The sequence below is a fragment of the Janthinobacterium sp. LM6 genome (genome assembly GCF_002002885.1).
In the GTDB taxonomy this organism is placed as follows: Bacteria; Pseudomonadota; Gammaproteobacteria; order Burkholderiales; family Burkholderiaceae_D; genus Janthinobacterium; species Janthinobacterium kumbetense.
Window position 1 is genome coordinate 5,777,149 of sequence record NZ_CP019510.1, and the last position, 16,850, is coordinate 5,793,998.

The window sequence follows — 16,850 nt, forward strand, 5'->3', positions numbered from 1 at the left end:
CTTATTTGATGAAAAGTTGCAGGTGTTCGACGATCGGGCCCAGGGCCAGCGCGGGAACGTAATTCAATACGCCGACCAGCACGACAACGCCGATCAGCAGGCCGATGAACATGGGGCCGTGCGTGGGCATGGTGCCGGCATTGGCCGACAGGCGCTGCTTGGCCGCCAGCGAACCGGCCACCGCCAGCACGGGCACGATCACGCCGAAGCGGCCGAACCACATGGCAATCGCCAGCATCACGTTGTAGAACGGCGTGTTGGCGGACAGGCCGGCAAACGCGCTGCCGTTGTTGTTGGCCGCCGACGTGAAGGCATACAGTATCTCGGAGAAGCCGTGCGCGCCCGGATTGGCCACGCCGATCTTGCCCGGTTCGACCATCACGGCGATCGCCGTGCCCGTCAATACGAGGGCTGGCGTAATCAGGATGGCCAGCGACACCATCTTCATTTCATAGGCCTGGATTTTCTTGCCCAGGTATTCAGGCGTGCGGCCGATCATCAGGCCGGCGATGAAGACGGCCAGGATGGCGAACATCAGCATGCCGTACAGGCCCGTGCCCACGCCGCCGAAAATCACTTCGCCGAACTGCATCAGCAGCAGCGGAACCATGCCGCCCAGGGGCATGTAGGAGTCGTGCATGGAATTGACGGCACCGCACGATGCGGCCGTCGTCACCGCTGCGAACAGGGTCGAAGAGCTGATGCCGAAGCGCGTTTCCTTGCCTTCCATATTGCCGCCCGATTGCAGACTGCTGGCCTGCTGGTCCACGCCCAGGCCTTGCAAGGCGGGATTGGCTTGCTGCTCGGCGCTCATCACGCCAGCCGTCATGACGACGAAGATCAGGCTCATCGCGGCCAGCACGGCCCAGCCCTGGCGCAGGTCGCCCACCATGCGGCCGAATGTGAAGCACAGGCCGGCGGGAATGATGAAGATGGCCAGCATCTGCAGGAAGTTCGACAGCACGGTCGGATTTTCGTACGGGTGCGAGGAATTGGCATTGAAGAAGCCGCCGCCATTCGTGCCCAGCAGCTTGATCGATTCCTGCGACGCGACGGGGCCCATGGCGATCGTCTGCGTCGTCGCCACTTGCGCTTCCATCACGGGCTTGCCGGCCGCATCGAGCACGGGCTGGCCGTCGGCCGTCGTTTTCGGCGTTTCATACGCCACGTGGTCGAGCAGGGTCACTTCCTTGTAGGCGGAAAAATTCTGGATCATGCCTTCGCCCATGAAGACGACGGACAGGGCCAGGGACAGCGGCAGCAGGATGTACAGGGTCGAGCGCACAAGGTCGACCCAGAAATTGCCGATCGATTTGCCCGAGCGCGAGGCGAAGCCGCGCACCAGCGCGAAGATCACGGCGATGCCGGTGGCCGCCGAGAAGAAATTCTGGCAGGCCATGCCCAGCATCTGCGTCAAATAGCTCATGGTCTGTTCGCCGCCGTAGCCCTGCCAGTTGGTGTTGGCGACGAAGCTGACGGTGGTATTGAACGAGGAATCGGGGCTGACGGCACCCAGGCCCTGGGGATTCAAAGGCAGGAAGCCCTGCAGGCGCTGCAGGCCGTAGACGAAGACGGCGCCCACGGTATTGAAGACGATCAGGGCGATGGCATAGCTTTTCCAGCCCATGGCCTTGTCGGCGGGAAGGCCGGACCAGCGGTACAGCAGATTTTCCAGCTTTTGCAGCCAGCCCAGGCCGCGCACGGGGCCATCGCCGGCCACCCTGGCCATGTACAGGCCCAGCGGATAGCCGGCGGCCAGCAGCACGGCCAGGAAGGCCACCAACAACAGTATCGATTGCGTCGTCATCACAGTTCCTCCGCCTTCAGCAGCGCCACCAGCAGGTACACGAGCAGGCCAGCCGACACGACGGCGCCCAGCACATAAAACGCGTTCATTTGACGCTCCCTAATTTGTCGCAGGCGACGGCAAAGCCGGCCGCCACGACGAAAAACACGGCAATCAAGCCGAGATACACGAGATCCATTCCCACCCTCATTCAGGTTTGTTTTGATAGTGAGCAGATTAGCCAAAAGGGTCTAAAAAATTCGTAAAGACTGGGGAGGTGCTTGTAAACAAGATGTAAAAACGGGGGCTTTACCGCATAAAATCCTTCACAATGGGCGCCAAACCACGCGCGCGGCGCACTGTTGTTGCCTTGGAGTAGCGCTATTGCTCGCCGGACAAGATAGAATGCGCGAGCGTCCGCACAAGGACGCCAAGCCTGCCGCACTGCCCTCCCCCAGTGACGCTGGACGGGATATACTGTATATTCATACAGTTATCGCCGCCGCTGTCATTGCGCCCCGCAGTGCCCTGGCCTGGCGTTCCAACCACTGTCTTTACTTAGCTTGAACACGTATGGCCACTAAAAAACCAGCATCCGACTACAGCGAATCATCCATCCGTGTCCTGAAAGGACTGGAACCCGTCAAGCAGCGCCCGGGGATGTACACCCGCACTGAAAATCCGCTGCACATCATTCAGGAAGTGATCGACAATGCCTCCGACGAGGCGCTGGGCGGTCATTGCACGCATATCGCCGTGACGCAAAACACGGATGGCAGCATCACCGTCGAAGACAATGGCCGCGGCATTCCCGTCGGCCTGCACCCGGAAGAAGGCGTGCCGACGGTGGAAATCGTGTTTACACGGCTGCACGCGGGCGGCAAGTTCGACAAGGGTTCGGGCGGCGCCTACGCGTTCTCGGGCGGCTTGCACGGCGTCGGCGTATCCGTCACCAATGCGCTGTCGACGCGCCTGGAAATCACCGTCTGGCGCAAGGAAAGCGATGGCAACGGCTTGCACCACATGGTGTTTGCCAACGGCGACGTGATCGAGCCCCTGAGTTCCCGCCCCGCCCCGCGCGACGGGAAAAAATCCGGCACGCGCGTCACGGCCTGGCCCGATGCAAAATACTTTGACTCGCCGAACATCTCGCAAACGGAGCTGCAACGCCTGCTGCGCTCGAAAGCCGTGCTGCTGCCGGGCGTGACCGTCACGCTCACCAACGCGAAGACGGGCGACACGCAGACCTGGCAGTACGCGGAAGGCTTGCGCGGCTACCTGACCGAAACGCTGGCGCAGGTATCGAATGGCGAAACCCTGATTCCCCTGTTCGAAGGCGCGCAATACGCGGGCCCGGACTCGGAAGGCTTTGCCGAAGGCGAAGGCGCGGCCTGGGTGGTGGCGTGGACGGAAGAGGGCGCCATCGTGCGCGAATCGTATGTCAACCTGATCCCCACCTCGAATGGAGGCACGCACGAATCGGGCTTGCGCGACGGCCTGTTCGGCGCCGTGAAAAACTTCGTCGAAATGCACTCGCTGCTGCCGAAGGGCGTGAAACTTCTGCCGGAAGACGTGTTCGCGCGCGCCTCGTTCGTGCTGTCGGCCAAGGTGCTGGACCCGCAATTTCAGGGCCAGATCAAGGAACGCCTGAACTCGCGCGACGCCGTGCGCCTCGTCTCGACCTTCACCAAGCCGCCGCTGGAACTGTGGCTGAACCAGCACGTCGATTACGGCAAGAAGCTGGCCGAGCTCGTGATCAAGCAGGCGCAGTCGCGCCAGCGCTCGCTGCAAAAAGTGGAAAAGAAAAAATCCTCGGGCGTCGCAGTCCTTCCCGGCAAGCTGACCGACTGCGAATCGTCGGACATCACGCGCAATGAACTGTTCCTCGTCGAGGGTGACTCGGCGGGCGGTTCGGCCAAGATGGGCCGCGACAAGGAATTCCAGGCGATTCTGCCCCTGCGCGGCAAGGTCTTGAATTCGTGGGAAACGGACCGCGACCGCCTGTTCGCCAATAACGAGATCCACGACATCGCCGTGGCCATCGGCGTCGATCCGCACAGCGTGGGCGACTCGCCCGACCTGTCCGGCCTGCGCTACGGCAAGATCTGCATCCTGTCGGATGCAGACGTGGACGGCTCGCACATCCAGGTACTGCTGCTGACGCTCTTCTTCAAGCACTTTCCGGCGCTGATCAACAAGGGCCATATCTGCATCGCCCGTCCGCCGTTGTACCGCGTGGATGCGCCCGCGCGCGGCAAGAAGCCGATGCAGAAAATCTACGCGCTCGACGACGGCGAACTACTCGCCATCGAGGACAAGCTGCGCAAGGAAGGCGTGAAACAGGGCGCCTGGTCGATCTCGCGCTTCAAGGGCCTGGGCGAGATGAACGCCGAGCAGCTGTGGGAAACGACGATGAACCCGGACACGCGCCGCCTGCTGCCCGTCACGCTCGGTGAAGTAGACCACATGGCCTCTGCCTCCCGCTTCAATATGTTGATGGGCAAGGGCGAAGCGGCCGGACGCCGCGCCTGGATCGAAGAACACGGCAATGAGGCGGAGGCGGATATCTGATGATCATCGGCATCGACCTGGGCACCACCAACAGCCTGGTCGCCATTTGGCGCGACGGCAAGGCTTCCATCATCCCGAATGCGCTCGGTGAACACCTGACGCCGTCGTGCGTGAGCATCGATGACGACGGCACCGTGCTGGTGGGCCGCGCCGCGCGCGAGCGCCTGCAGACGCACCCGCAGCTGACGGCGGCCGTCTTCAAACGCTACATGGGCAGCGAAAAGAAGATCACCCTCGGCACGCAGCAATTCCGCCCGGAAGAACTGTCGTCGATGGTGCTGCGCGCGCTGAAGGAAGATGCCGAAGCCTTTTTGGGGCACAAGGTCGAGGAAGCCATCATTACGGTGCCCGCGTATTTCAGCGATGCGCAGCGCAAGGCCACGCGCATCGCGGGACAACTGGCGGGCTTGCGCGTGGAGCGGCTGCTGAACGAGCCGACGGCCGCCGCGCTGGCCTACGGCATCCGCGACAAGGAACAGGAAAGCAAATTCCTCGTCTTCGACCTGGGCGGCGGCACGTTTGACGTGTCGATCCTGGAACTGTTCGAAGGCGTGATGGAAGTGCGCGCCTCGGCCGGCGACAATTTTCTGGGCGGCGAAGACTTCGTCACCGTGCTGGTCGACGCCTTTTTGGAAGGCAGCGGCTTGCGCGATGCGGCCGGCAGCCGCCTGTTCGACCCGCGCCAGCAGCAGCTGCTGCGCGATGAGGCAGAGCGCGTCAAGCGCTTGCTGTCGGAGCAGCCGTCCGTGCGCATGGCCACACGCTACCAGGACAAGGAATACAGCTGGGAGATCGGCGAAGACAAACTGGCGCAATTGTGCGAGCCCCTGCTGGCGCGCTTGCGCCTGCCCGTGGAGCGGGCGCTGCGCGACGCCACCATCCGCGCCGCGGAATTGAATGAAGTGGTGCTGGCCGGCGGCGCCACGCGCATGCCGCTGGTGCGTAAACTCGTCTCGCGCATGTTCGGCCGCTTCCCCGCCATCCACCTGGATCCGGACGAAGCCGTGGCGCTGGGAGCCGCCGTGCAGGCGGGCCTGAAGATGCGCGACTCTGCCCTCGATGAAGTGGTGATGACGGACGTGGCGCCGTACTCGCTGGGCATTTCGATTTCGCGCCAGGTCGGCGCGAACCAATATGAAGGCGGGCATTACCTGCCCATCATCGAGCGTAACTCCGTGGTGCCCGTCTCCCGCACGGAAAACATCACCACCATCTACGACAACCAGAAGGAAATCAACGTGGCGATCTTCCAGGGCGAGTCGCGCCTGGTGGCCGACAACGTCTTCCTCGGCAAGATCAGCTTCCCGATACCCGCAAAAAAGGCGGGCGAGATCGGAATCGACGTGCGCTTCACCTACGACGTCAGCGGCGTGCTGGAAGCGGAAGTGACGGTGCTGGCCACGCAGGAAAAGCACAAGATGGTCATCAGCGACAATGCGGGCGTGATGACGCCGGAACAGATCGAGCAGCGCTTTGCGGAACTGGCCGACCTGAAGATCCACCCCCGCGAGCAGATAGAAAACCGCACCCTGGTCACGCGCGCCGACCGCCTGTATGAACAGTCGCTGGGCGACGTGCGCCAATACCTGGCGGCGCACACGGCCAATTTCCAGGCCGCGCTGGAAACGCAGGACCCGAACACCATCCGCAAGGCGCGCCAGGCATTGGATGAGGTGCTGCGCCAGGTCGAGAGCGAGAGCTTTTTGTAGATGGACGGCGGCATGCACAACGGGCAGCGCAGCCTGTGGGATATCCTGGGCACGGAGCCGACCGGCGACGAGCGCGCCCTCAAGCGCGCGTATGCGAAGCGCCTGAAGGTGACGCGTCCCGAAGACGATCCGGCCGCCTTCCAGGAGCTGCGTGAAGCGTATGAATACGCGCTGCGCCATGCATCCCATTTTGCCGGGGAACTGTCGGAAGCGGAATCGGCCGGGGCCGAGGCGGAAGCCCTGGAAACGCCAGAAGCGCCACCCATGGAACCGGCCGACCTGTGGGGCGTCATCGACGAGGCGGCGCAGGAAGCGCCTGCGGAACTGTGGGGCATCATTGCCCAGGAACCGGCTCCGCCCCCGGAACAATGGGGCGTGGTCGCCATCGACCCGGCGCAGGAAGCGGCCAGCCTTTGGCAAGGCTGCCAGGCGCTGGCGCGGCACGCGGATGCCGGCGAGGTGCTGACCCGCGTGCTGCAAGACGACACCATGCTTAACCTCGACGTGCGCGAGGAATTCGAGCTGTGCGCGCTGCGCTATTGCGCCAGCGCCGGCTACGACCTGTCGCTGCGCCAGGCCCTGTTCGAGCTGCTGGGCTGGGACCACGATTTTTCCTACCTGGCGCGCAGCCATGCGGATCTGGTGCGCAGCGCCGTGCAGCGCTACCGGGCGGACCGCTCGTTCGCCCATTTCAGCGACAACCGCGACAGCTATCCGGGCCTGGACTGCATCATGTCGCAGCAGTCGCCATCGGCCTACGCGCGCCAGCTGTTCGACCAAAAATTCACGCTGCAGCTGCGCGAGCTGCTGCATACGATACGCTGGCAGCACGGCGAGATGCTGGCCTACAAACTCGATACGGACCTGTTCGAGCAGTGGGAACACGCCGTTCATGCAAAGCGCTACTTCAAGCAGACGGCGCTGGCCTCGGGGGGCCTGGGTTTCATGCTGCACTTCATGCTCGCGGGCGTGCTCGATGCGGCCGGTTTCAAGCTCGGCGACACGGCTGCCTATGCCAGCCTGCTAGGCTTCCAGGCATTCGCCTTTGGCCTGCTGGCCATGCATGCCTTGCGCTGGCCGGCGCCGCTGTTCACGCAGCTAGATACACTCCAGGAAGCGCTGCAGGAACGCCTGCCCACGCTGTGGCAGCGGCCCGGCTTGCGACAGCTGGGCTGGATCGCGCCCTATCTCGTGCTGGCCTTGCTGCTGTTCCTGCCCGAACGCGGCGAGACCGTGCGCCTCGTCACCGCGGCCGGTTTGTGCGCGTCGGCCCTGCTCGCGTATGCGCTGAACCGCCAGCTGCTGCATGGCATGCTGCTGTTCCTGTGTCTGGGCCTGTCGCTGTTCGCCGCCATGTTCATGAGTGGCAAAGGCCCTGCGGCGCTGGCCATCGGCGAAGCCATGCCATTGATGTTTTGCCTGGCGGCGCTGGCCCTGCGCAGCGCCACCGGCCTGTATGGCGATTGCGGCTGGCCGGAGGCGCTCTTGCCCCGCCTGCGCGCGGCATGGCTGGTCGGCTGCGCGGGCTTGCTGCTGCAACTGTACTTGCAACTGCTGCCGGCCGCCTTCGTCGGCGCCGCGCTATATGTCTGGTCGTGCGCCGGCTTGCTGTTTTCCCCCAGCGATTTCAAATGGAAGACGATCTGGCCGGTGGTGCTGGTGCCGTCCATCGCCACTTTCGTGCTGGCAGGCCAAGCCCCGGCCATCCGCGCCATGCAGATGATGCACAACAGCGTGGAGCTGGCCCTGGCCGTGCTGTATTTCACCATGTGCTACATCTACAAGACCTACGGCAAATCCTTCTCCAAATCCGGGCTGTCATAATCAGCTCCAAGAATTCAACCGCAACCACTTCACACCGAAACAAGCGCCATGTCCACACAAACCAATTTATTTGACGATGCCCAGCCTGAGCCGATCGAGCCGGATGAACCGGTATTCGACGGCGAAGCGCTGACCCTCTCCACCTTTGCCGAGCGCGCCTATCTCGATTACGCCATCTCCGTCGTCAAGGGCCGCGCCCTGCCCGACGTGTGCGACGGCCAGAAACCCGTGCAGCGCCGCATCCTGTATGCGATGAATGAGCTGGGCTTGAATTCCACGGCGAAGCCGCGCAAATCGGCGGCCGTGGTCGGCGACGTGCTGGGTAAACTGCATCCGCATGGCGACCAGTCCGTGTACGACGCGCTGGTGCGCATGGCGCAGGACTTTTCCTTGCGCTACCCGCTGATCGATGGCCAGGGCAACTTCGGCTCGCGCGATGGCGATGGCGCCGCGGCCATGCGTTACACGGAAGCGCGCCTGACGCCGATCGCCAAGCTGCTGATGGATGAAATCGGCATGGGCACCGTGGACTTCCAGCCCAACTACGACGGCTCGACGGAAGAACCGAAGCTGCTGCCGGCCCGCCTGCCGATGGTGCTGCTCAATGGCGCTTCCGGCATCGCCGTGGGCCTGGCGACGGAAATCCCGTCGCACAACCTGGCGGAAGTGGCAAAAGCGGCTGTTGCCATGATCCGCGATCCGAAGATGACGCACGCCGAACTGATGGCCATCATTCCTGGCCCGGACTTCCCCGGCGGCGGCCAGATCATCACGCCGCCGTCGCAAATTCAGGACATGTACGCGAGCGGCCGTGGCAGCATGAAAGTGCGCGCGCGCTGGAAGATCGAAGAACTGGCGCGCGGCCAGTGGCAAGCCGTCGTGACGGAACTGCCGCCGGGTACCTCGTCGCAAAAGGTACTGGAAGAAATCGAGGAACTGACGAATCCGAAGATCAAGCTGGGCAAGAAGGCGCTGTCGCCGGACCAGGTGGCCCTGAAGGCGCTGATCCTCAATTCGCTCGACACCATCCGCGACGAATCGGGCCGTGCCGCGCCCGTGCGCCTCGTGTTCGAGCCGAAATCGAAGAACCAGGACCAGACGGAATTCATGCTGATGCTGCTGGCGCACACCTCGCTGGAATCATCGACCTCGATCAACCTGGTGATGATCGGCGGCGATGGCCGTCCGCGCCAGAAGGGCCTGGGCGACATCCTGCGCGAGTGGATCGACTTCCGCTTCGAGACCGTCACGCGCCGCACCGGCTACAAACTGGGCAAGGTCAAGGACCGCATCCATATCCTGGAAGGACGCGAAGCGATCCTGCTCAATATCGACAAGGTAATCCAGATCATCCGCAATTCGGATGAACCGAAGGCGGCCCTGATCGAGGCGTTCAAGCTATCCGAACGCCAGGCCGACGACATCCTGGAAATCCGCTTGCGCCAGCTGGCGCGCCTGGAAACGATCAAGATCCAGCAGGAACTGGCCGAGCTGCGCAAGGAAGAAAAGTCGCTGCAAGACCTGCTCGACAACCCGGGCTCGATGAAGCGCGCCATCATCCGCGAGATCGAGGCCGACGCCAAGCAGTTTGGCGACGCGCGCCGCACCCTGATCGAGGAAGCGCAGAAAGCCGTGGCCGAACAGAAGGTCGTCGATGAACCCGTCACCGTCATCATTTCGGAAAAAGGCTGGGTGCGCGCACGCACCGGTATCGGCCACGATGCGGCGCAATTCACCTTCAAGGCGGGCGACAGCCTGCATGGCGCCTTCGAGTGCCGCACGGTCGATACCCTGCTGGGCTTTGGCAACAACGGCAAGATTTACTCGGTTCCCGTCTCGGCGCTGCCCAACGCGCGCGGCGACGGCGTGCCGATCACGACCTTGTGCGACCTGAGCGGCGGCACTCCCGGCAACGCCGTGCGCATCCTCCATTACTTTGCGGGCAATGGCGCCACCAATTTACTGCTGGCGTCGAGCGCCGGCTACGGCTTCATCGCCAAGGCAGGCGACATGACGAGCCGTCTGAAAGGCGGCAAGGCCTTCATCACCCTGGACGATGGCGACGTGCCTCTGGCGCCCAAAGTCATTCCCGAGGCGGCCAGCGCCCTGGCCTGCCTGACGGAAGGCGCGCGCCTGCTCGTGTTCGGCCTCGATGAAATGAAAACCCTGTCCAAAGGCGGCACGGGCGTCAAGCTGATCGACCTCGATGCCAAGGACAAGCTGCTGGCCGTGCAGCCAATCACCCAGCGCGGCGTGGTGGTCTCGGGCATCGGCCGAGCATCGAGACCGCAGGATGCGTCGCTGGGCGCCACGGCCCTGGCCGAGCACTTCGGCAAGCGCGCGAAGAAGGGCAAGGCGCTGGCGGCCAAGCTGAAACCGGTCTCCATGGCGGCCATCGGCTGATCGCCATCCGGTCATACGAAAAGACAGGTTCGCCTGTCTTTTTTTTCGCCCATCACCTCGCAGCGGCGCAGGAAAAAATATTTCACAGATAATTTGACAGATATGTCCCGCGTTACCGTTATCCCTGCAGGCATGCCACCGGCATGCCGCACACGGACAGGAGAACAAGGATGACAAACAACGTTTCATGCAGGCTGCCATGCAGCGCCTGACCCCGGCCGAACGGCGGGTGGCGGCCATGGCGGCCGAAGGATTGCCGTATAAAAGCATCGCCAGGGAACTGGGCAAGTCGCCGGCCACCGTGCGCAACCAGCTGCATGCGATTTACCAGAAGCTGGGCGTGGACAACCGCACGGCGCTCGCCTGCAAACTGCGCGACACGCCTTAACGTCGCGACAAGCGCAGCACATCGGGCGTCGCTTCAACGATGTCGATCACCTCCTGCGCCCCGCTAACATCGCCCAGCGCATAACGGCCCATTCCCAGGGGCAGCAACCGGGTCACGGGGCCGGCGCGGGGCCGGTCATCGGGGCCGGGCGCCATGGACGTCAAGGTCGCCTCCCCTGGCGCCATGGCGCCGGCGGGCGCGCCGAACTCCAGCACCTTGCGGCCCTTGCGGCTGGGAGGAAAGGCGAAGGTGGCCGTGGGCCGGTACACCTCGATACCATCCGCATCCTCCTCGAAGGAATGCGTCCAGCTACCGCTGGGCAAAGCCATCGTCATGCCGTGCATGCCGCCTCCCGTTTAACAGATTGTCATCAGAAACACGATACCACGCCGCCCAGGCTTTCATAGCCGCTCACGGAAGGCGACCAGGCCGTGCCATTCCACGCCTTGTGGAACAGGGCGCCATTCGTGCCCGTGACAAACACGTCGAGGCGGTTCGGCGCCCATGCCGTGGCGCGCGGACGCGAGGTGCAGATGCCGCCCAGGTTTTCAAACCCCGTCACGGAAGGCGACCAGGCAGATCCATTCCACGCCTTGTGATACAGGGCGCTGTCCGTGCCGATGACAAAGACATCGAGCCGGTTGGGCGCCCACGACACGGCTTCCACTTCGCCCACGCAGATGCCGCCCAGGCGCTCGAAGCCGTCGTTGGAAGGGCCCCATTTCGCGCCATCCCACCACTTGTGGTACAGCGCGCCATCGGTGCCCGTCACAAAAACGTCGAGACGGTTCGCCCCCCACGCCACCGCCTTCGGCGACGAGGTGCAGATACCGCCCAAGCGCTCATAGCCCGTCAGCGACGGCCCCCAGGCCGTGCCGTTCCACCACTTGTGGTACAAGGCCCGGTCCGTGCCGATGACGAAGACATCGAGGCGGTTCGGTCCCCAGGCCACGGCTTCCGGCTGGCCCAGACAGATGCCGCCCATGGCTTCGTAACCCGTCAGCGACGGCCCCCAGGCCGCGCCATTCCACCACTTGTGGTACAGCGCCCGGTCCGTGCCGACGACAAACACGTCGAGGCGGTTCGGACCCCAGGCCACGGCGCGCGGGTCGCCCACGCACAAGCCGCCCATCGCCTCATAGCCGGTCAGGGACGGTCCCCAGGCCGTGCCGTTCCACCATTTGTGAAACAAGCCGCTGTCGGTGCCCGTGACAAACACGTCGAGCCGGTTCGGCGCCCACGACACCACCTGCGGCGCACTGGTGCAGATGCCGCCCTGGCCTTCATAGCCGGTGACGGACGGCGCCCAGGCCGTGCCATTCCAGGCCTTGTGGTAGAGCGCGCGGTCCGTGCCGAGCACGAACACGTCGAGGCGGGTCGCGCCCCAGGCCACGACGGGAGAAGAGCTCTGGCGCGGCGTGGCGCCTGCGCCTGTGCCGCCCGTGCCGATGCTGGCGCGCGGGCCATCGAGACAGGCCTGCATGCGCGCCACCTGGCCCGCCGTAAACATGAACATGGCGGGATCGTCGACGTAATCCATGTAGTTCATGAACATGTCGCCATTCGGCCCGTTGCTGCAGGAAACGTGGGGGAACGAAGGCTGGCCCGTGTTCGGCCCGCCCTGGTTCGGCGTATCGGCCACGTTGTCCGTGCCCGAGCACCCAGTGCCGTCGTCGCCCCAGATATGATTCAGGTTCAGCCAATGGCCGATTTCATGCGTGGCCGTGCGCCCCAGGTGGAACGGCGGCGCGGCCGTGCCCGTCGTGCCGAAGGCCGATTGCAGGATCACCACGCCGTCAGTGGCGGCCGGGCCGCCGGGGAACTGCGCGTAGCCCAGCAAACCGCCACCGAGCTGGCACACCCAGATATTCAGGTAGCTGTCGGCCGGCCAGGCATCCATGCCGCCCGTTGCCTGCGACTTGACGGCATCGTCCGCGCCAAACGAGGCGACCGTCGTCTGGCGCCGCTCGATGCCGCTGGTGGCCGCGCCATGCGGATCGGTCGTGGCCAGCGCAAACTCGACGCGCGCATCGGCCGTCAGCGGCAAAAATGGCGCCGGCGTGCTGTTCACATCCGGGTTGACGCGCCGGAAATCGCGATTGAGGACATCGATCTGGCTGGCGATCTGCGCATCCGAAATATTCTGCGCGGCCGTATTCCACACCACGTGCACCACCACTGGTATCTGCGTCACGCCGGAACGTCCGGCAATGCTGCTGTCACCCTCGTAGAGTCCGGCCAGATTTTCAATATCGGCGCGCACATTCGCATAGGATGGATCTTCGGTCAGCAAGCGGCGATGCACGTCCATCGTGGCGCAGGTGCGCGTCTGCGGCGTACCGCCACCCTGCCCTCCGCCTCCGCCATTGCCACCGCCACCATCGCCGCCCATGCCGCCGCCACCGATCTGCATGCAGCTGGTGCCCGCCATGCCTTGCGGCGCCTGCTGCATGCCGCCACCCGGCATGGCGCCGGCATCCGCGGCGGCAGCGCCCTGGGCGAGCGCCGCCTGGTCCGCGTACGACACGCCCAGGCGCGGCCCCGGCATGGCGTCACCGCCCACCGCATCAGCATCGGCCTGCATGTTGCCCTCGACCGGCATCGCCTGCATGGCGGACATGGCTGGCGCACCTTCAGCCGAACCGGTAGCCGGTGATTTTTTCGTTTTAGCGGTGTTCATGGTGTCTCCCTTCGTCTGTTTGCCAGATCACTATGGCACGGCGAAAAGAGGAGCATTTGCGCCAGATCAAGACTGGCAAGCGGTGCCAAGGAAAAGTGGCAGACGAAAAAAAAGACAGCCGAAGCTGTCTTTTGGGTTTGCAGGCCGAGGCCCGCAAACAGGGCATTACTTGGCGGCGGCGGCCTTGACTTCAGCGTCGGCCTTGGCCTTCACTTCTTCCGTCTTGGTGGCGGCGATGGCCTTGTCGGCGTTCGCTTCCACTTTTTCCTTGGCGACCTTGGCATCCGCTTTCACGGCGGTTTTGCCCGCTTTCGCATCGGCCTTGGCGGCAGCCTTGTCAGCCTTGGCTTGCGCCTTCATCTTGTCTTCCGGATCGGCATCGACCACTTTATCGTGAGCCTTGGCCTTGGTTTTGTTCGCCTTGTGCTGGGCGTCGGCTTTCTTTTCGTCGGCCTTCATTTCTGCCTTGGCGACATTGGCGTCAGCCTTCGCATCGACTTTGGCTTCCTTGTTGGCAGCCTTGTTGATGTCATGCTGCGCAGACGCCTGGGCGCTGGCAACGGCTGGGGTAACTGGCGACGTTTGCGCGATGGCAGCGGTAGCAAACAGGGTGGCGATCAGGGCGGCGAGTAATTTGTTCATGATGAGACCTTTCAATATGGTTTAATTTTATTCTTACTAAAGGCGGGCAAAATGTTCAAAATTTGCCAGGCATCGCGCTGTTTCTTGATGTAGCGCAATGGCATGACTTCATAGTAAAGATAACGGGCAAACCACACAGTGCGTTAGCGCACTCAACGGAAAATATATGCATTTCGGCAAACTTCCCATCGAGCGCTGCCGTACGCTGCAGGACTCACACGCTGACGGCCAGGGCCGCGTGGCGCGCCGCCACCCACTCCTCGTTGGCCGGCTCCACGCCCACCACGATGCGGCTGGCATCGCTGGAAATGCGGCTGGCATTGCGCGCATTGGCCTGCGCGTCGAGCACGGGACCAATAAAACCCAGCTCGGCGCAGATGCGCTGGCGCAGCTCGGCGCTGTGCTCCCCGATACCGGCCGTAAACACCAGCATGTCCAGCCCCCCCAGCACGGCCGTCAGGGCGCCGATCTCGCGCACGATGCGGCGGATATATAAAGCCAGCGCGGCGCGGATGCGTTCGCCCGTCGCATCCTTCCGGTCCTGCTGCGCCAGCAAGACCGGCGGGTCGGCCGACACGCCCGACACGCCCAGCAAGCCCGATTCGTGGTACAGCACGTGCGCCACCTTTTCCAGCGACAGTTTTTCGATTTCCATCAAATAGATCACGGCGCCAGGATCGAGCGAACCGCAGCGCGTGCCCATCATCAGGCCGTCGAGCGCGGAAAATCCCATGGTGGTGGCCACGCTGTGCAAATTATTCATGGCGCACAGGCTGGCGCCGCTGCCCAGGTGCGCCACGATGACCTTGCCGCGCGCGACAGCGCCGAAACGCTGCTCCAGCACCAGCGACTGGTATTCGTACGACAGGCCGTGGAAGCCATAGCGGCGCAAGCCCCGCTCCCACGCATCGTACGGCAGTGCCAGCATCTGCTCGACCTGCGGCACCGTGTGGTGGAAGGCCGTGTCGAAGCACGCCACCTGGGCGATGTCGGGCCGCGATGTGAGCAGCACTTCGATCGCCTCAAGGGCGAACGGCTGGTGCAGGGGCGCCAGCGGGACGAAGCTTTTCAGGTCGGCCAATACGGTGAAATCGATGCGCACGGGGGCGAAATACTTGCTGCCGCCATGCACCACGCGGTGCGCCACGGCGCGCAGCGGACGCCCGTCCAGCTGCGCGACCACTTGCGCGCGGATGTATTCGAGGGCCGCGTGATGCGGCTGCTCCGGGTCCAGCTGCAAGGCGACTGCCGGCAGTCCGCCGGCGCGGTACGTGGCGTTTTCGCGGCCGATGCCTTCGACCTTGCCGCTCCATTGCGCCTGCTGCGGCAGCACGCCGCCCGCTTGCTCGAACAGGGCGAACTTGATGCTCGACGAGCCGCAATTGAGCACCAGGATCAGGGTGCCATCGGCATGGATGATTGGTGCGTTCATGGCGGCGTGCTCCGGTAATGGTTGGCCAGCATCACGGCGATGGCGCACGAAGCGATGCGGCTGGCGCGCGAATCGGCGCGGCTGGTGAGGATGACGGGGATCTTCGCGCCCAGCACGATGCCGGCGCTGTCCGCGTCGCCCATGTATTCGAGCTGCTTGGCCAGCATGTTTCCGCTTTCCAGGTCGGGCACCAGCAAGATATCGGCGCGGCCCGCCACCTCGGAGACGATGCCCTTGACGGTGGCGGCGGCGATCGAGACGGCGTTATCAAAAGCCAGCGGGCCGTCGAGGATCGCGCCCGTGATCTGCCCGCGGTCGGCCATCTTGCACAGGGCGGCCGCGTCCAGGGTGGCCGGCATGTCCGCGTTCACCGTTTCCACGGCGGCCAGGATGGCCACGCGCGGGCAGGCCACGCCGATCACGTGCGCCAGGTCGATGGCGTTGCGCACGATATCGGCCTTCATGGCCAGGTTCGGCGCGATATTGATGGCCGCGTCCGTGATGATGAAAGGACGCGGATACGCGGGTGTCTGCATCAGGAAGCAGTGGCTGATGCGGCGCTTGGTGCGCAGTCCGGCGCTGGCGGCCAGCACGGCCGACATCAATTCATCCGTGTGCAGGCTGCCTTTCATCAAGGCTTCCACTTCGCCCTTGCCCGCCAGTTCGGCGCCGCGTGCAGCTGCCGCATGGCTATGCTCGACGTCCTCGATGGCGATGCCGGCCAAGCTCAGGCCCGCTTCGGCCGCCACCGCTTCCAGGCGCGCGCGCGGCGCCACCAGCACGGGCGTGATCAGGCCTGCCGCATGCGCGTCGAGCGCGCCCGACAGGCTCAGTTCATCGCAAGGGTGGATCACGGCCACCCTGATCGGCCCCAGGGTGCGCGCGTGTTCCAGCAGGCGCCGCGTGCCGTCGCCGTTATGCAGGCGTACCTCGGGCAGGGTGGCGCGCTGGCGTTCGATCTGCTCGGCCGGCGCGATCACCTGCGCCTCGCCGTCGAGCACCACGGCGCCATGCTGGTTGACGCAGCGGCACGCCAGAGTCACGTGGCGGCTGCGCGGATCGAGCGCCGTGACGGTGACGCTGATGGCCAGCGTATCGCCCACGCGCACGGGCTGCAAAAAGCGCAGGGTCTGGCCCGTGTAGACTGTGCCGGCGCCGGGCAGGCGCGTGCCCAGCACGGCGGAAATGAGGGCCGCGCCCCACATGCCGTGGGCGATCACGCCCTGGTAGCGGCTGGCGGCGGCAAATTCGGCATCGAGGTGCTGCGGGTTGTCATCGCCCGACATCACCGCGAACAGGGCGATATCGTCCATGCTCAGGGTGCGCGTGATGCTGGCGCTGTCGCCGATGGCGATCTGGTCGAAGGTGCGGTTACGTACGATATTCAAGTCATCGTCTTGGGTAGTAGTCATCGT

Annotated in this window: 12 protein-coding genes; 5 read left to right on the top strand and 7 right to left on the bottom strand. The window is 64.2% G+C overall.

Annotated features, from left to right (window positions below):
- Position 1: 1 nt before the first annotated feature.
- Together kdpA and kdpF are read right to left on the bottom strand one after the other, a co-directional pair.
- Positions 2 to 1,807 carry a potassium-transporting ATPase subunit KdpA gene (gene kdpA, locus BZG29_RS25380; protein WP_077408538.1) on the bottom strand — a complete coding sequence of 602 codons (1,806 nt, stop codon included), beginning with the start codon at positions 1,805 to 1,807 and terminating at the stop codon, positions 2 to 4.
- A complete protein-coding gene (gene kdpF / locus BZG29_RS25385) occupies positions 1,807 to 1,896 on the bottom strand; it encodes a K(+)-transporting ATPase subunit F (RefSeq protein WP_034746483.1) in 90 nt (29 codons plus the stop codon). The genes kdpA and kdpF overlap by 1 nt, the downstream gene beginning before the upstream one ends.
- A 463-nt stretch (positions 1,897 to 2,359) precedes the next feature.
- On the opposite strand from kdpF, the gene BZG29_RS25390 reads away from it, so the two are divergent.
- The 5 genes from BZG29_RS25390 (at position 2,360) to BZG29_RS25410 (ending at position 10,681) form a co-directional block, all read left to right on the top strand.
- Positions 2,360 to 4,357, top strand: coding sequence for a DNA topoisomerase IV subunit B (locus BZG29_RS25390; protein WP_077408539.1), 1,998 nt, complete (start codon positions 2,360 to 2,362; stop codon positions 4,355 to 4,357).
- Positions 4,357 to 6,066 (top strand): molecular chaperone HscC, encoded by a 1,710-nt coding sequence (locus BZG29_RS25395; RefSeq protein ID WP_077408540.1) that lies wholly within the window; start codon positions 4,357 to 4,359, stop codon positions 6,064 to 6,066. The genes BZG29_RS25390 and BZG29_RS25395 overlap by 1 nt, the downstream gene beginning before the upstream one ends.
- Positions 6,067 to 6,078: 12 nt before the next feature.
- Positions 6,079 to 7,890 (top strand): J domain-containing protein, encoded by a 1,812-nt coding sequence (locus BZG29_RS25400; protein ID WP_150131052.1) that lies wholly within the window; start codon positions 6,079 to 6,081, stop codon positions 7,888 to 7,890.
- 48 nt (positions 7,891 to 7,938) lie between these two features.
- Entirely contained in the window at positions 7,939 to 10,293 is a 2,355-nt protein-coding gene (gene parC, locus BZG29_RS25405; protein ID WP_077408542.1) for a DNA topoisomerase IV subunit A, read from the top strand.
- A 199-nt stretch (positions 10,294 to 10,492) separates the two neighbouring features.
- Positions 10,493 to 10,681 (top strand): LuxR C-terminal-related transcriptional regulator, encoded by a 189-nt coding sequence (locus tag BZG29_RS25410; protein WP_171985104.1) that lies wholly within the window; start codon positions 10,493 to 10,495, stop codon positions 10,679 to 10,681.
- On the opposite strand, the gene BZG29_RS25415 is transcribed toward BZG29_RS25410, so the two are convergent.
- From BZG29_RS25415 to BZG29_RS25440, 5 genes are all read right to left on the bottom strand, one after another.
- Positions 10,678 to 11,025 (bottom strand): hypothetical protein, encoded by a 348-nt coding sequence (locus tag BZG29_RS25415; RefSeq protein WP_077408544.1) that lies wholly within the window; start codon positions 11,023 to 11,025, stop codon positions 10,678 to 10,680. The two genes, BZG29_RS25410 and BZG29_RS25415, sit on opposite strands and share 4 nt — an antisense overlap.
- Before the next feature lie 26 nt (positions 11,026 to 11,051).
- Entirely contained in the window at positions 11,052 to 13,361 is a 2,310-nt protein-coding gene (locus tag BZG29_RS27970; protein WP_216350329.1) for a M43 family zinc metalloprotease, read from the bottom strand.
- A gap of 165 nt (positions 13,362 to 13,526) precedes the next feature.
- Entirely contained in the window at positions 13,527 to 14,003 is a 477-nt protein-coding gene (locus BZG29_RS25430; protein ID WP_077408546.1) for a hypothetical protein, read from the bottom strand.
- Positions 14,004 to 14,217: 214 nt separating this feature from the next.
- Positions 14,218 to 15,435, bottom strand: coding sequence for an acetate/propionate family kinase (locus BZG29_RS25435; RefSeq protein WP_077408547.1), 1,218 nt, complete (start codon positions 15,433 to 15,435; stop codon positions 14,218 to 14,220).
- Positions 15,432 to 16,847, bottom strand: coding sequence for a bifunctional enoyl-CoA hydratase/phosphate acetyltransferase (locus BZG29_RS25440; RefSeq protein WP_077408548.1), 1,416 nt, complete (start codon positions 16,845 to 16,847; stop codon positions 15,432 to 15,434). The genes BZG29_RS25435 and BZG29_RS25440 overlap by 4 nt, the downstream gene beginning before the upstream one ends.
- Positions 16,848 to 16,850: the final 3 nt, after the last annotated feature.

Excerpts from the sequence above, each read along its gene's own strand:
- kdpA (WP_077408538.1), bottom strand. The coding sequence starts at position 1,807 with ATGACGACGCAATCGATACTGTTGTTGGTGGCCTTCCTGGCCGTGCTG.
- kdpF (WP_034746483.1), bottom strand. The coding sequence starts at position 1,896 with ATGAACGCGTTTTATGTGCTGGGCGCCGTCGTGTCGGCTGGCCTGCTC.
- BZG29_RS25390 (WP_077408539.1), top strand. The coding sequence starts at position 2,360 with ATGGCCACTAAAAAACCAGCATCCGACTACAGCGAATCATCCATCCGT.
- BZG29_RS25395 (WP_077408540.1), top strand. The coding sequence starts at position 4,357 with ATGATCATCGGCATCGACCTGGGCACCACCAACAGCCTGGTCGCCATT.
- BZG29_RS25400 (WP_150131052.1), top strand. The coding sequence starts at position 6,079 with ATGCACAACGGGCAGCGCAGCCTGTGGGATATCCTGGGCACGGAGCCG.
- parC (WP_077408542.1), top strand. The coding sequence starts at position 7,939 with ATGTCCACACAAACCAATTTATTTGACGATGCCCAGCCTGAGCCGATC.
- BZG29_RS25410 (WP_171985104.1), top strand. The coding sequence starts at position 10,493 with ATGCAGCGCCTGACCCCGGCCGAACGGCGGGTGGCGGCCATGGCGGCC.
- BZG29_RS25415 (WP_077408544.1), bottom strand. The coding sequence starts at position 11,025 with ATGCACGGCATGACGATGGCTTTGCCCAGCGGTAGCTGGACGCATTCC.
- BZG29_RS27970 (WP_216350329.1), bottom strand. The coding sequence starts at position 13,361 with ATGAACACCGCTAAAACGAAAAAATCACCGGCTACCGGTTCGGCTGAA.
- BZG29_RS25430 (WP_077408546.1), bottom strand. The coding sequence starts at position 14,003 with ATGAACAAATTACTCGCCGCCCTGATCGCCACCCTGTTTGCTACCGCT.
- BZG29_RS25435 (WP_077408547.1), bottom strand. The coding sequence starts at position 15,435 with ATGAACGCACCAATCATCCATGCCGATGGCACCCTGATCCTGGTGCTC.
- BZG29_RS25440 (WP_077408548.1), bottom strand. The coding sequence starts at position 16,847 with ATGACTACTACCCAAGACGATGACTTGAATATCGTACGTAACCGCACC.